Origin of the sequence: Lacrimispora sinapis (assembly GCF_043633585.1) — a bacterium.
In the GTDB taxonomy this organism is placed as follows: Bacteria; Bacillota; Clostridia; order Lachnospirales; family Lachnospiraceae; genus Lacrimispora; species Lacrimispora sinapis.
Genome location: NZ_CP141832.1, coordinates 37,038 through 50,982, shown reverse-complemented (window position 1 = coordinate 50,982; position 13,945 = coordinate 37,038). Strand labels below are relative to the sequence as shown.

General features: G+C 45.1%; 13 protein-coding genes. 3 read left to right on the top strand and 10 right to left on the bottom strand.

Features of this window, described 5'->3' with window-relative positions; all coding sequences use genetic code 11:
• Positions 1-57: 57 nt before the first annotated feature.
• Together yyaC and VIG27_RS00260 are read right to left on the bottom strand one after the other, a co-directional pair.
• On the bottom strand, positions 58-657 hold the full coding sequence (yyaC, locus tag VIG27_RS00265; RefSeq protein WP_394524170.1) for a spore protease YyaC: 600 nt from the start codon (positions 655-657) through the stop codon (positions 58-60).
• Between the two features lie 143 nt (positions 658-800).
• On the bottom strand, positions 801-1,892 hold the full coding sequence (locus VIG27_RS00260) for a hypothetical protein (protein ID WP_394524169.1): 1,092 nt from the start codon (positions 1,890-1,892) through the stop codon (positions 801-803).
• 167 nt (positions 1,893-2,059) lie between these two features.
• On the opposite strand from VIG27_RS00260, the gene VIG27_RS00255 reads away from it, so the two are divergent.
• On the top strand, positions 2,060-2,326 hold the full coding sequence (locus tag VIG27_RS00255; protein WP_394524168.1) for a hypothetical protein: 267 nt from the start codon (positions 2,060-2,062) through the stop codon (positions 2,324-2,326).
• Between the two features lie 70 nt (positions 2,327-2,396).
• Here the strand turns inward: VIG27_RS00255 and VIG27_RS00250 are convergent, their stop codons facing one another.
• The 4 genes from VIG27_RS00250 to VIG27_RS00235 all read right to left on the bottom strand — a co-directional run bounded on the left by VIG27_RS00250 (position 2,397) and on the right by VIG27_RS00235 (position 6,557).
• A complete protein-coding gene (locus VIG27_RS00250; RefSeq protein ID WP_394524167.1) occupies positions 2,397-3,170 on the bottom strand; it encodes a DUF6612 family protein in 774 nt (257 codons plus the stop codon).
• Between the two features lie 156 nt (positions 3,171-3,326).
• The gene (locus VIG27_RS00245; protein WP_394524165.1) at positions 3,327-4,673 is read right to left on the bottom strand and encodes a glucose-6-phosphate isomerase; all 1,347 of its coding nucleotides are present in this window, start codon (positions 4,671-4,673) and stop codon (positions 3,327-3,329) included.
• A gap of 115 nt (positions 4,674-4,788) precedes the next feature.
• Positions 4,789-5,730, bottom strand: a complete 942-nt coding sequence (locus VIG27_RS00240) for a hypothetical protein (RefSeq protein WP_394524163.1) — start codon at positions 5,728-5,730, stop codon at positions 4,789-4,791.
• Between the two features lie 128 nt (positions 5,731-5,858).
• Positions 5,859-6,557: a 5'-methylthioadenosine/adenosylhomocysteine nucleosidase gene (locus VIG27_RS00235; protein WP_394524161.1), complete on the bottom strand. Its 699-nt coding sequence runs from the start codon at positions 6,555-6,557 to the stop codon at positions 5,859-5,861.
• Positions 6,558-6,700: 143 nt separating this feature from the next.
• Between VIG27_RS00235 and VIG27_RS00230 the strand changes: the two genes are divergently transcribed.
• Together VIG27_RS00230 and VIG27_RS00225 are read left to right on the top strand one after the other, a co-directional pair.
• On the top strand, positions 6,701-6,952 hold the full coding sequence (locus tag VIG27_RS00230) for a TIGR03905 family TSCPD domain-containing protein (RefSeq protein WP_394524160.1): 252 nt from the start codon (positions 6,701-6,703) through the stop codon (positions 6,950-6,952).
• Positions 6,953-7,250: 298 nt separating this feature from the next.
• A complete protein-coding gene (locus tag VIG27_RS00225) occupies positions 7,251-8,270 on the top strand; it encodes a right-handed parallel beta-helix repeat-containing protein (protein WP_394524158.1) in 1,020 nt (339 codons plus the stop codon).
• A 70-nt stretch (positions 8,271-8,340) separates the two neighbouring features.
• Here the strand turns inward: VIG27_RS00225 and VIG27_RS00220 are convergent, their stop codons facing one another.
• The 4 genes from VIG27_RS00220 to VIG27_RS00205 form a co-directional block, all read right to left on the bottom strand.
• On the bottom strand, positions 8,341-8,964 hold the full coding sequence (locus VIG27_RS00220; protein WP_394527352.1) for a nucleoside recognition domain-containing protein: 624 nt from the start codon (positions 8,962-8,964) through the stop codon (positions 8,341-8,343).
• Between the two features lie 130 nt (positions 8,965-9,094).
• Entirely contained in the window at positions 9,095-11,794 is a 2,700-nt protein-coding gene (locus tag VIG27_RS00215; protein WP_394524157.1) for a cation-translocating P-type ATPase, read from the bottom strand.
• Between the two features lie 20 nt (positions 11,795-11,814).
• Positions 11,815-12,453, bottom strand: a complete 639-nt coding sequence (locus VIG27_RS00210; RefSeq protein ID WP_394524154.1) for a helix-turn-helix transcriptional regulator — start codon at positions 12,451-12,453, stop codon at positions 11,815-11,817.
• A 160-nt stretch (positions 12,454-12,613) separates the two neighbouring features.
• Entirely contained in the window at positions 12,614-13,735 is a 1,122-nt protein-coding gene (locus VIG27_RS00205) for a sialidase family protein (protein ID WP_394524153.1), read from the bottom strand.
• Between the last annotated feature and the right edge of the window lie 210 nt (positions 13,736-13,945).

Here is a 13,945-nt window from a genome sequence, read left to right as displayed (position 1 = left end):
CCCCGCTATTTTTTATTTAATCCAATGAATCATAGCATACAAAGGGCGAAAATCATGTCAAAGCATGGACGTGTTTTCCCATAACTTTTCGACAAGATAAATACTGTGGCTGATGCAGTCAGCCATGCGCATCACAACGGAAAGCCGTATGCTCTGCAGCATGAGAGGATCGTAATTTCCGCAGCTCCCTACGATCCCGGTAATAAAAATATCCCCTACGGCCCGCAGCTCCTTACTGACTCCAAGTCCCGGCTTCAGTGCCCCTCTTCCCAGGGTCACGTAGCCGATGTGCTCCATATTTCCAACGGAAGCATCCACTGCAACCACCACGTAATTGGGGTAACGCAGCCGTAGAATCGTCTGATACGTTTCAAGATTCATGGCGTGGACCGGACGCTCCAGAGTTCCCATGACCTCCAGATGCTCCAGTCCCCTGTCTTTTAGCTTGTAACCAATTAAGGGCCCAAGGCTGTCTCCCGTGGAACGGTCGGTGCCGATGCACAAAAAAAGTACTCCAGCTGCTTTTTTATTCTCCAGCTCCGTACTTATCATATCGTAAAGTCTGGAAGCAAAGTCCTCTGCTTCAAAGGTATGCTTTGTGTCATAATAAAAAACGTCCCGGTTTCCCCGGATCGCAATTCTTTCCCATAATTTCATAATATCCTGCCTTGCTGTCCTTATTTTCTCTGTTCTATTATAAGCCGTGATTTATGGAATTATTCACCACACTGCGGGGAAAAAATTACGAAAAAACAGGTGCAGGAAAAACCCGCCTCCGCGTATTTTTCTGCACCTTCATTCTATTCCTTAAGACTCTTATAAATGGCCTTGGCCTCGCTTATGGAGGAAGCCTTTCCCATTCGGATCATATCTGCCAGCTCATCAAGCCGTTCCGGGACCATATACTCTTTGCCTACATAAGAAGCGTAATGATCGTTAATAAAGAGGGTCTGTTCCTTCACCCGCACCTCTGCCTCCCTCACCTTGGCAGCTGCCTCTTCATACTCTTTGGACAGCCTGTCAAGAGTGTCTCTGCTGTTGCCTTCAATCTCATCGGATATAATAGTCTTTGTCACCTTATCAAACGTATTTAACGCCTCCCGTTTTTTTTCGGTGATATCCGTTAAATCCTGTTCCATGCGGGCAATCTCATCATCATATTTTTCCAGGTTATAGACGGCTTCGTCACGGTCCCGTTTAATGGAACGAATGATCAGCCTGATCTTCCGGTCATTTGCTCTAATAAAGTCCCGGATGGACCTTCCTTTTTTAAGTGCACTTTGATGCCTGACTTTGGTCCGGTTATTAATAAGGATGTAACTGCCTCCAAAGATAAGGATGGTCAAAAAATAGATTCCGATCAAATAATAAGGGGTCCTCTGAGGAATCAGAAAATAGATTCCGCAGGGAATGGCAAGAAAACAAAACAAAATGGAAAAAAACAAAGTCGTCCATTCCTGAAAGCTGTCAGGCATATACAGGGCATAATACAGCCTGCTTCTGCAAAATAAAGGAACTCCTTCCTTCCGGAAAATATCCTTCAACTGCTGCTTTAACTCCTTATTATTTTCCTTTAATTCTTCTGTTTCCTCTTCGATCCGTTCCTTAATCCCCTGGGATTTTGCTTTTTCCCGTTTGCTCCTCATCCGCTTTAAGGAGTCCTGTTCCCTGGCAATTTCCTTGTCATATGTGGCTTCAATCTCTTCCAATCGTTTTTTGACCGTAAGGTTAATGGCATCTGCCACAGCCTTTTTTTCTGCCTCCAGTTCCTTTTCCAGACGTTTCTTCTCCTGATGGAACTTATCCAGAAGATTCCTGCTCGCCGATAACTCCTGGACGGCTCTGCAGGCCTCTCCAAGAAAACCAACCTGATCCGTTATGGGTTGTGCCATCTTAAGTGTTCCTCCTTGGGTTTTTCCTATGACGATTCTATCATATTTTTCATGGTTTTACAATGTCCGTCATTTTCCTGCTTGCGCTTTGTCCTTTCCCGGTGATATAATCGTTGCAGCATCAAACCGGCGGTGATAACCGCTTATTTCAGAAGGGAAAATTCATTATGTTTCGTATGTGGGCAAAAATGATCAAAGACACGAAAATCGTGAAGGATACCGTCATCTGCATTTCCGATTACAGTCTTTCCAGAACAACCATGGTTTTTAACGCACTGGATGAGATCTGCTACCAGTTTGATTTGGGAAAACCCCTGTGGCTCAATGCCACTGTAGAGGAGTTTCAAAAACACTCCAAAGCCAGGTTTTACCAGGATAATTTTATCGAGCACATTGCGTTTGATTTTCTGGAAATTCAGGTGATCGAAGAATAAAAATAGCTCTTCCAGACATTATTCTTGCCTTGGAAGAGCCTTTTTTATTCTTAGAAAGGTTTATATCCTGTTACTGAGCCTGTAAGGTTTTTGGATCAACTTCTGTATAACCGCTCAAATCCGGTGCGGTCACTTCTACGGCCTGGCCTGGATTCAAATACGTCGTATCTGTATCCATAACAATGGAGAAAGTCTGATCCTGGCTTGTCATATCCATTGTCAGGGTGATCTTCTGAGAAGTAAAATATCCTTCTTTATTCACAGTAGCTTCGCCCTTTGCTTCTTTGATGTTATAAGTTACTCCTTCCAATCCGGCGGTTCCTAACTGCCCCATCAAATCCTTTACATAAGTATCCATCTTCCCCGCATCAATGCTGAAAGAAAGAATCTGGTTATCTCCGTCCTTTTTGGCTGTAATCTCCTTTAAGTAAGAAGAATCAACGCTGGCACCTTCTGTGCCCTGCTTGATCTGTTTCATCATTTCATCTAAATCCATGGCATATTTGATCTTCTGTCCCATGGAATCCATGTAATAATATCCGCCTTCATAGTACATGGACAGTTTGATGTCCTGACCCATAAGTGAGGTGGTTCCCTCTGCCAGATACTTCATGCTATCGGTATTGATCCCGGATATCTTCATATCCAGTTTCATATTGATGTCTGTCTTTTCCTCTCCCTGAGCCATCTGCATGTTGACTGCAGAATTCGCCTCCATGGATGTCAGTTCAGATGTTTTCTTTGTTGCATCGTCATAAATGGCCTTTGCGTCCTTTCCTCCTGAGCAGGCGGTCAAAGAAAACGCCATTGCTGCAGCAAGAAGAATTGTTAAACTTTTTTTCATATCTTCCTCCTAAAATAATGTGGTTCATTTGTTACCTAACCAGTATACTATAACCAAACCAAGATAACTAATTAAATTTTGTTAAATTATCCTTAATTTTGACACAAAAAAGTAACCGGTGCTCTTAACCGAGCACCGGCATTCTATTTTAAAAACTTATAACCGCTTTAACAGTTCTTCTCTTTCCTTTTCATAACCAGGTTTTCCCAGAAGAGCGAACATGTTCTTCTTATAGCTTTCCACTCCAGGCTGGTTGAACGGATTCACTCCTAACAGATATCCGCTGACCCCGCATGCGAATTCAAAGAAGTAAAACAGCTGTCCCAGGCTGTATTCATCCTGCTCTGGAATCTCAACCAAAAGATTGGGCACATTTCCGTCACTGTGGGCTAAAATGGTTCCGTTCATGGCACTCTTATTGACAAAGTCAACGCTTTTTCCTGCCAGATAATTCATGCCGTCCGTATCAACTTCTTCCTCCTTGATAAGAATTTCTGCGGGAGATTTTGCTACATTCAGTACGGTTTCAAACATAATTCTGGCACCATCCTGAATAAACTGTCCCATAGAGTGGAGATCTGTGGTCAGATCTACTGCAGCCGGGAAAATACCTCTCTGGTCTTTTCCTTCACTCTCTCCGAATAACTGCTTCCACCATTCGGAAACGTAATGAAGGCTTGGCTCATAATTGGCAACGATCTCAACCGTCTTGCCCTTCCGGAGAAGAATATTGCGTACTGCCGCATATTGAAGGGCTCCGTTAGACTCATATGGAGTTTCAATGGCTGCTTTTCTGGCGGCCTGTGCGCCTTCCATCAGCCGGTCGATATCTGCGCCGGAGGCTGCGATGGGAAGAAGTCCGACTGCCGTAAGAACGGAGAAACGTCCGCCTACATCATCAGGTACCACAAAGGTTTCATATCCCTCCTGGTCGGCCAGATTCTTGAGCGCGCCCTTTGCTTTGTCCGTGGTGGCATAAATCCTTTTATTTGCCTCCTCACGGCCATATTTCTCAATCAGCATATCCTTAAATACCCGGAATGCGATTGCCGGTTCTGTGGTTGTTCCGGATTTTGATATAATATTAACGGAAAAATCCTTTCCTTTCAGCACATCCTTTAAATCCTTGATGTATTTGCTGCTGATGCTGTTGCCGGCGAAGTAAATCTCCGGTGTTTTACGTGATTCTTTTGGCAATACATTATAAAAACTATGGGATAAAAATTCAATGGCTGCTCTTGCACCGAGATAGGAACCGCCAATGCCAACGACTAACAGTACGTCGGAGTCTTTTTGAATCTTCTCCGCAGCTGCCTTTATTCTATGAAACTCTTCCTTATCATAATCGGTCGGAAGATCAATCCACCCCAGAAAATCATTGCCTGCACCAGACTTGTTCATCAGGGTGTCTCTTGCACACATAACTGCGGCTTTCATATTCTCTATTTCTTCTGCTGAAACAAAGCCGGACGCCTTGGAATAATCAAAAACTAAATTTCCCATTGTTCATATTCTCCTTTTTCCTTCTGTTTGTTCAGGTTTCTGACTGCCTGTTAAGGAAAATTATATCATAAAAACCGTCTAATTGCGACATGATTTTCTTATGTCTTCCAAAGGTTCATGTCAGATACTCCTGAAGGATTTCACCGATCAGCTTTAATTCATCCGGGCTTAGGTCCTTCAGCCAGTCCTCTCCCGCCCGGCTGCTCCGTTTCTTTTCCCGGCTTGCCGCAATCTGTTCCAGACTCCGTTTTAAGTAATCCACATCCCGCCGGGAACCGACGGCCTCCAAAGACCCACTCTTTTCGCTTTGCTCTGCTTCCTCCTCTCTTTCATCCGAATACTCTTCGATTGGCTGAACCCGGTTCCTTGCCGGCTTTTCCGGCCGTTCCGCTTTTAGTCTCTGCCTTGCACTCCGCCGCTCTGTCTTCTTATCTTGCTCCGCTTCCGTCTCCTCTGAGCCTCTTTTCGCGGCCGGGTAAATAGCTCTTATATTTTCACGCGGCTCCAAACGGGGACCGGAGATTCCGTCAAATTCATCCCTGGCCTGGTCCAGCCGGTAGATCAGGACATTTTCCAGGTAATTATCCAAAACGGCAAACAGCTGCTGCCGTTTCTCTGAAATCCCTGCCCCATGGTCCACCAGAATGGTAAACAGTCCGGCCATGATCCCCATGGAACCGTATAGGACTATGTAATAAGGATCGGTCCGGTACCAATAGGAAGCAAACGCTGCCCCGCCTCCTGCGAGAAAGCACCAGAGCGTCATCTGATTGGAAAATATGTTCCAGCCGTGGAGCGTAACGCCCAAATATTTAAAGTCATACATCTGCCGTTCCAGGTACGGCTTGATTCTTGGAATTCCCTGGTTTATCTGATACGTAGATTCCGTTTTCTGTTTAAAGGACCGGAGACATTTGTTTTTGGTCAGTGTCATGTTATCGGCTTCTTTAATCAATCTTTTGTAGAGGTTACGTGTCAGCCATCTGGTAATAACTCCAATGCCGCAAAAAGCTGCCAGCACGTATAACGCTTTGCCTGTCTGTAAAAATTCCAGCATAATAATAGCTCCCCTTTCTTGCCCGGCCTCCCCGGGTGATAGGTTTATTATAAACACCCGGACTGGCTTTGGGAAGATGAGAGAGCCTAGAATCGTTCGTCAAATCCTGCCATGATTCGATTCTGAACTTAATATGAAACCTTTTCTGCCAATGCTAAAATAAGGTTCACGGAATGTTTAACCGCCTTGGCTTCAAACTCGCTGTAGTCCATGTTTGCGCTGTCATCCGCCTTATCTGAGATCGCCCTGATAATCAGAAATGGAATGTGGTTTAAGTATGCCGCCTGAGCGATGGCAGCCCCCTCCATTTCCGTGCACGCTCCCCCAAACGTTTTAGAAATCCATTCTTTTTTAACCCTGTCGGAAATAAACTGATCCCCTGAAACTACCCTTCCGATAAAAACTCCGATCTCAGGATTCACCTCTTTACAGCAATTATAAGCCAGGTTTCTAAGGGTCTCATCGGCTGGGAAAGAGAATTCTTTCATCTGAGGAATCTGTCCCACCGGATAACCAAAGCCTGTGGCATCCATATCATGGTGCACCACATCCGTAGACAGAACCACATCCGCAATGTTGATTTCATTCTTCAGTGACCCAGCGATACCCGTGTTGATCACAGCACTTACATGGTAATGGTCTGCCAGAATCTGGGTACAGATAGCCGCATTGACCTTTCCGATCCCGGAACGGACTACCACCGCTTCTTTTCCTTTTAAAATCCCTTTATAAAAATCCATATTCGCAATGGTTTGCACGTCCACTTGTTCCATGGCTTTTTTGACTTCTGCCACTTCCACATCCATAGCTCCAATTATTCCTAACATAAATCTCCTCCTCGTCTGATGATATCTTCCCTTATTATAACGTCTTTCTCCAGGTTTGAAAAGCGCTATTGACACCGGTAGAAGGTTTGTCTATAATTTAGTTTGTTTACCAGGAGACATTACAGGAGTTGGAGGTACCAATCATGAATTATAAAACACGCGGAGTTTGCTCAAAAGAAATCAGTTTTGAAGTAAAAGAGAATAAAGTGGTCAACGTTCAGTTCGTCGGCGGCTGTTCCGGCAATACCCAGGGCGTATCCCGTCTGGTGGAAGGAATGGATGTTGACGAGGCCATCAAACGTCTGGAAGGAATCCAATGCGGCTTCAGACCTACATCCTGCCCGGACCAGCTTTCCATTGCCTTAAAAGAATACAAAGAGGGCGTTCACGAATAAGCCATAGCTCTAATTCCATATGCGCTGCAAAATGACTGTATAGAACAGAAATTTTGCAGCGTTTTTTTATTTTTTTAACGTTTATTACTATTATTATTCCAATACAGAAAAAGAGAGATTTTTTAACAAATAATTATTGACAATGTATTTTAATTATTCTACTATTGTCCTATAAACAGTGCACAAAAAATGGATGAGTTATTCCGTAAGACCTTTATGGTCTCCATTTATATTCCTGCTAGAAAAGCCGGAACAAATAACTGTTCCGGAATCTAGATATAAAGAAAGGGGTTATTATATGAGAAAAGGAAAAAGAATCATCAGCATCGTGACCACATGTTTTATGGTAGCAGGTCTGGGGTATTTTGGCCCGCTGCCTGCCAACGCAGCATCCGCAACGTATTATGTATCCACAAGCGGAAGCGATTCCAACAACGGACAGTCAAAAGACAAACCTTTTAAATCCATTGATAAGGCGATTGAAAAAGCCGAGGCGGGTACCACCATCTATTTGATGGGAGGAACCTTTAAATCCTCAAAAACCTTTAAACTGGATGAAAACGGAAACTCCGGATCTCCCATTAAAATTCTAAACTACGACGGTCAGAAGCCTGTGGTTGATTTCTCCAGCCAGCCTTATAAAGACAGCTCCCGTGGTTTCCAGATTTCCGGTAATTACTGGTACATCGAGGGTCTTACCATTCAAAATGCAGGAGACAACGGTATCTATATCAGCGGCGACAACAACCAGGTCAAAGACTGCTTTATTACCAAATGCGGCGATACGGGCCTTCAGATGAGCAAAGGTGCCTCCAACAACCGCATTACCAAAGTTACCTCCACTTATAATTATGATTCCAAAACAGATGGGGAAAATGCAGACGGTTTTGCCGCCAAATTAAGCATCGGACCTGGCAATGTATTTGAAAACTGCACCGCTTTACATAATTCCGATGACGGCTTCGATTTCTATTCTGCAGGAAATGCGGTAAAAGTATACAACTCAGAAGCATCCTACAACGGCAAGAACAGCGGAAACGGACAGGGCTTTAAAGTAGGCGGAAACTACACCGCTGACAATCATTACTTAGAAGGATGTACTGCCATCGGCAACCGGGCCAGAGGATTTGACCAGAATAACAATACCGGTGCCATCACATTGAAAGACTGTACCGGTATCGACAATAACGTGAATTTCAATTTCCCAAAAGCACCATCTTCCGGCAAGCATTTCTTTAGCGGATGCATCTCCAAGGGCGGTAAGAACAAAGACAAAATCAAAGGAGCAAAAGTTGTTGACTGTTCCTTCAATGAATAACCGGGCACAGCTATGTTCCTAAGTAAGAACAAGGTATCATCCCAATCGGAGGATACCTTGTTTTATTTTCCTAACGGTCCAGCAGCTTACAGGCCGCTACCCCCACCACAGTGGATATAAGAGTGGCTGCCAGTGCCGGACCCACGACCGCCGTAGGGTTCACACTTCCGTACTGGCTGCGGTAAGCGATCATGGTGACCGGAATCAGCTGCAGGGAAGAAATATTGAGGATGAGAAAGTTGCACATCTCATTGTTGGCAGTTCCCTCTGCCACAGGTTTTCTTTTTCCGGTGATTTTCCCCTGGCTTTCCTCCTTGCGCCTGTCATCCTCCAGTTCCTTTAACGCTTCCATGGCTTTTAATCCCGCCGGAGTTGCCGCCCAGCCTAAGCCCAGAATGTTGGCTATGATATTGGTCGCAATATAGGTCAGGGACTTATGGTTTCTTGGAATCCTGGGGAAAAGATAATGGAGCACAGGTCCCATTTTCTTTGACAGCCGCTCAATAAGCCCGGATTTTTGCCCGATCTCCATGATTCCGGTCCAAAATGACATGATTCCCAGCATGGTAATGCTTAACATAACGGCTTCTTTTGCTGAATTTAAAGCTCCGTCTGTGACCGCACTTAGATTTCCATGAAACGCTCCCCAAAGGATACCTGCCAGTATCATAAACGCCCAAAGATAATTTAACATCAGCCATTCCATTTTCTTCGTCTTTGATTTATCTTATTCCCTTCATTTTAGCCTTATGTGTCTTAAATGTTACCTTTAACGAAAAAGGACCGGCTCTTGTTAAGAGCCGGAACATTTTCAATACATAAATTTAGAAGCTGTCATCTTCTTTAATTTTATGACGGATCAAGCGATGGCGGTATTGCTGAAGCTCCCGGATGTTTGTCTGGTTATCAATAAACTTACCGATCTCAGCCACTATGGTTGGAACCAAAGAAAGTCCTGCTGCAAGCAGCCAGTGAGAAGTCCCAATTGCAGTCAGATCAAAGAGTTTTCCTACCGATGGGAATGCTGCCAAAAGGCTGAAGACTGCAATCATGGCAATGGTGCTGTAAACCACCGGAGGATTATCCTTTAAGGTTCTTTTAAAAATGGACTTTCTGCTGCGGACCGTAAATAAGTGAAGGATGGAAGTCCAGCCCAGAATCAGGAATGCCACCGTCTGGCCGATGGCCTGGGAAGGTTCTGGCATTCCGGGAAGAGGGCGGAAGGCACTGATATAATAACCGATCAAAACCACAGCGGAGCAGGCGATGGTCTGCTGAATGATCACGGCTAATAAGCCTCCGCTGAAAAAACTTTCCTCTCTTCGGATGGGAGCACGGTCCATCAGACGGGGATCAGAGCGTTCTCTTGATAAGTAAAGACCTGGAATCCCGTCACCAAGCACGTTGACTAACAATAGCATGATGGGCGTTACCGGCATACCCCAGCCTCTTAACTGAGCCACCAGCATGATTACAATTTCAGAAATATTGCAGACAAGAAGGAAATAAATGGTCTTTCTGATATTGGAATAAACATTACGTCCTTCAGAAACCGCATCAATGATGGTAGAAAAGTTATCATCCGTTAATACCATATCAGATGCACTTTTTGCCACCTCGGTTCCGCTTTTTCCCATGGACACTCCCACGTCTGCTGCCTTTAATGCAGGCGTATCGTTGACACCGTCACCGGTCATGGAAACCACTTCTCCGTTCTCCTGCCATGCTTCCACGATACGGATCTTATCCTCCGGAGAAACCCGGGCGTAAACAGAGTAGTGATGGATATCCCTGCAAAGCTCTTCATCGGAAATATTTTTAAGCTGCTGTCCGGTGAGAACCTTTTCATTCTCCCCAAGAATTCCGATATTTTTCGCAATGGCGCTTGCCGTAACGGCATGGTCACCGGTGATCATGATGGTACGGATTCCTGCCATCTTGGCACGCTCCACCGCCTTGGCCGCTTCCGGCCGGGCCGGATCAATCAGTCCTATGAGTCCCAATAAGGACAGATCCCGTTCCACTTCCTCCGGTTTATCCAGAGACGGTGCTGTTTCTGTCCGCCTAACCCCAAGGGCAAGTACCCGGAGTGCTTCTCCTGCAAATGCTTCATGAACACGGGCAACCTCTTCTTCCATAGCTTCATCAAAGCGCTGCAGAGGAAGCCGGTCCAAGGCCCCCTTGGTAAGAATCAAATATCCTCCTGAAAGCTCCTCCAAAACAATGGTCATCATCTTACGTTCCGAAGAAAACGGGATCTCTCCAACCATACGGTATTGACTGGAAATGATCTCCTTGGATAAGCCCTTTTCATGGAGAAGACGCATAATGGCTTTTTCCGTAGGATTGCCCATAATAGTCAAGGTGCCATCCATCTCCGTCTGAACGGAGGCATTGCTTGCAAGGGCAAATTTAGACAGCAAATCCTTTTGTTTTTCAGAGAATTCATTTTCGGCATCAAACGGTTCCTGGCCCGGAATCCATAGCTTTTCGATGGTCATCCGATTCTGTGTCAGGGTCCCCGTCTTATCGGAACAGATCACAGAAGTATTTCCAAGGGTTTCCACTGCAGAAAGTTTACGGATCAGGGCATTTTTCTGAACCATATTTTTAACACCCTGGGAAAGAGATAACGTTACGATTAAATTCAAGGTCTCAGGTACGGCTGCTACCGCCAGAGTTGCCGCCAGGGTAACCATGGACCAGAAGGATTCTCCCTGCAAAAGACCGATAATTAGAAGTAAAACGGCAGCAATGATTGCCACCATACTGATGGATTTTGCCACCTTTTCCAGCCTTCGCTGCAACGGTGTTTTGATTTTCTGTGAATTGTTTAAGTATCCTGCAATCTTTCCCATCTCACTGTGCATTCCCGTACCTGTAACAATGGCCACTCCATGACCGGAGGTCACATGACAGCCGGAGAATACCATGTTGATCTGATCTCCCAGAGGGACATTTCCCTGAAGCAGGATATCTGCATTTTTTTCAGAAGGCTCGCTTTCGCCGGTCAGCGCCGACTCATCCACCTGTAAATTGGTGCTGGAAATCAGGCGGGCGTCAGCCGGAACAATGCTTCCAAGCTGAAGAAGAATCACATCTCCGGGAACCAGCTCGGCGGTATCAATTTCTTTTTGCACGCCGTCCCGCAGAACGATACAGTTGGGAGAATTCAAGCTTGTCAGCGCATCTAAAGCCTTTTCGGCGCTTCGCTCCTGGGTAATTGCCAGTATCAGGTTTAAAATGACAATGGAAACAATTACAACAGGTTCAATAAAGCCGTGGCCATCCTTTATCGCCATGCATAAGGAAAGAAGAGCAGCCAAAAGAAGAATTATGGTGGAAATATCTTTAAGCTGATGCAAAATATCTTTGATCAGACTGCTTTTTTCCTGCTGTGCAAATTCATTCTTCCCATATTTGGCTTGCCGCTTTGCGGCCTCCTGCTCTGATAATCCCGTGTTTTGGTTGGTGTTAAACTGTTCCAGTGTTCTCGCTATATTCGCTTCATACCAATTTTCCACTCTATCATCCTCCTTTCAAATCAAGGTGTTTCATTTACTGGTTCCTTAAGTTTTTCTTCGACCATCTTTTCCAGCCTGCGCTCCATGGTCTCCGCACAGCGGTTCACCTCCTCGTTGATCCGTTTTGTTGCATGGAATGCGGCATCATAAACAACTCTTGGCTTATCATGCACCACCTGCCGGATGGATTCCTCCGGTACGGAAATCTTTTTCAGTTCCTTCACCGGTACGGCGATATCCTCTTTCAGATTCTCATAGCTGTACAGCACCCTGCGGACCTGTACGCAGCAATGATTCATCACCTGCACGATGTCATCCGCCATATCGAGTTCCACCGACTTTTCCAGGGTCTCGATCAGAGAGGATACCATTTCCTGAATCTCCGGCTGGGGAAGTTTTTCCATAATACGGAACAGGGATTCCGATTTTTTCAGGGAAATAACTTCATCCCGTTTATACCGGTACTCCGTTCCTCCCATCAAAAATTCCAAAGTCACTCCAAAATATTCCGCCGTATGTCTGGCAAAATCAATATCCGGTGCCCGCTTTTCATTTTCATAATTGTTGACGGTCATTCGGCTGACCCCTAATTCTGCCGCCAGCCGTTCCTGACTTAAATGTCTCTCCTCCCGGAGCGTCTTAATCCGTTTCCCTATCATGTTCCACACACCTCCCTTAAATATAATTATAAAGGATAATGATAACAAAGTAAATCTTTTTTATAAAATGATATCAAACGTTATCAAATTTTTATATTTTATTTCCATCCAAAAAACGCCGGAGCAATGTCCGGCGCCTTACTGCACGTATTTATTTTTCTCAGGCTCTATGGTCTCCAATGATATCATTTTCTGTAAAACGCATGTATTTTATACCTGTACGGTCTTTATAGGCAAATACCAGATGAAGAGCTTCATCCTCCCCCTGTAAAAGAAACGGATTTTCATACCGGCTGTTGCTGTCCTGGTTTCTCTCACCGGCAAACCCTTCCCCAGGCTCCATATGGCGAACGTAGGGCCATGTGATTCCTTCATCCTCCGATAAGGCCACAGAGACCGGACAACAGTTTCCGGAAAAGCCATCCCCGCCTGAAGCAGCCGGTTCCCCGCTGGTCGGGTTATAAGCAATTGCAATCCGCCCGCTGTTTAAACGTACCGCACTGATTCCAGAGTTGTTATTTGGAAGAATCGTCTTTACAGGAGAGGACCAGCTGCTTCCCCAGTCAAAGGATTCGCTCCGGTAAATAAAGTCGGCAAAGCGGCTCCTCATAAATGCAATGAGATGCCCCTGTTCCAGTTCTACTACATTGGCCTGTATGCGCCCCTTGCTTTCCGGTACAAATACGGTTTTCCAGGCAGCTCCCTCATCATCGGATATCCGGAAAACCGTCGGGTCCCCGGTCAATCCTGTTTTTAAGTCCTTTGAAATCCAGTTGGAAAAAATCAGCCTGCCGTTTTTAAGAATCTTTATGGGCTGGCTGCACATACTTCCAGATTCCGGAAACAATCCCTTTGCTTCTTCCCAGGTTCTTCCTCCGTCAAAGCTTTTCTGATAACGGATCATGGAAGTGTGATTCATATTGGCCTTTCCGGATACCCCTTCCGACTGGGCTGTATAGACCATCCACACCGCATTATCAGGCCCAAGAAACAGAGACGGATTCTGCTCGCTCCGCTTGGAATCCCTGGAAACCTTAACATGCTTTTTCCAATGAGCTTCTCCTTTTATAAGGCGGGCACAAACAATGCTCTCACCGGCACTTCCTTCATTGGCTCCGGCAGACCACGCACACAAAAGATCTCCTCCCGGAAGCTCCAAAAGAGACGGTGCCTGGACAAATTGATAAGAGCCTGAAGGGATCAGAGCCTCCAAAGTTCCCATATTGTCATTACGGTAGATGGTTCCATCCGGTGTAAGACCCGGTAAGCGTTTGAATTCCATTTGCTTAATCCTCCCTGTACTTTATTATAAGGTCCAGAATGTTCCGGTCAACCGCGCCGCTTACACTGAAACGCAGCCATTGAATACTCCCTTATCTTTTTTATATGAAGAAATTACCTCATATTATTCTTAAAAAAGAAATTTTCAGCATAATTTTTCGTTAAATTATATAAAAATATTTTTATCATTTTTTATTTTTTAGATATAATT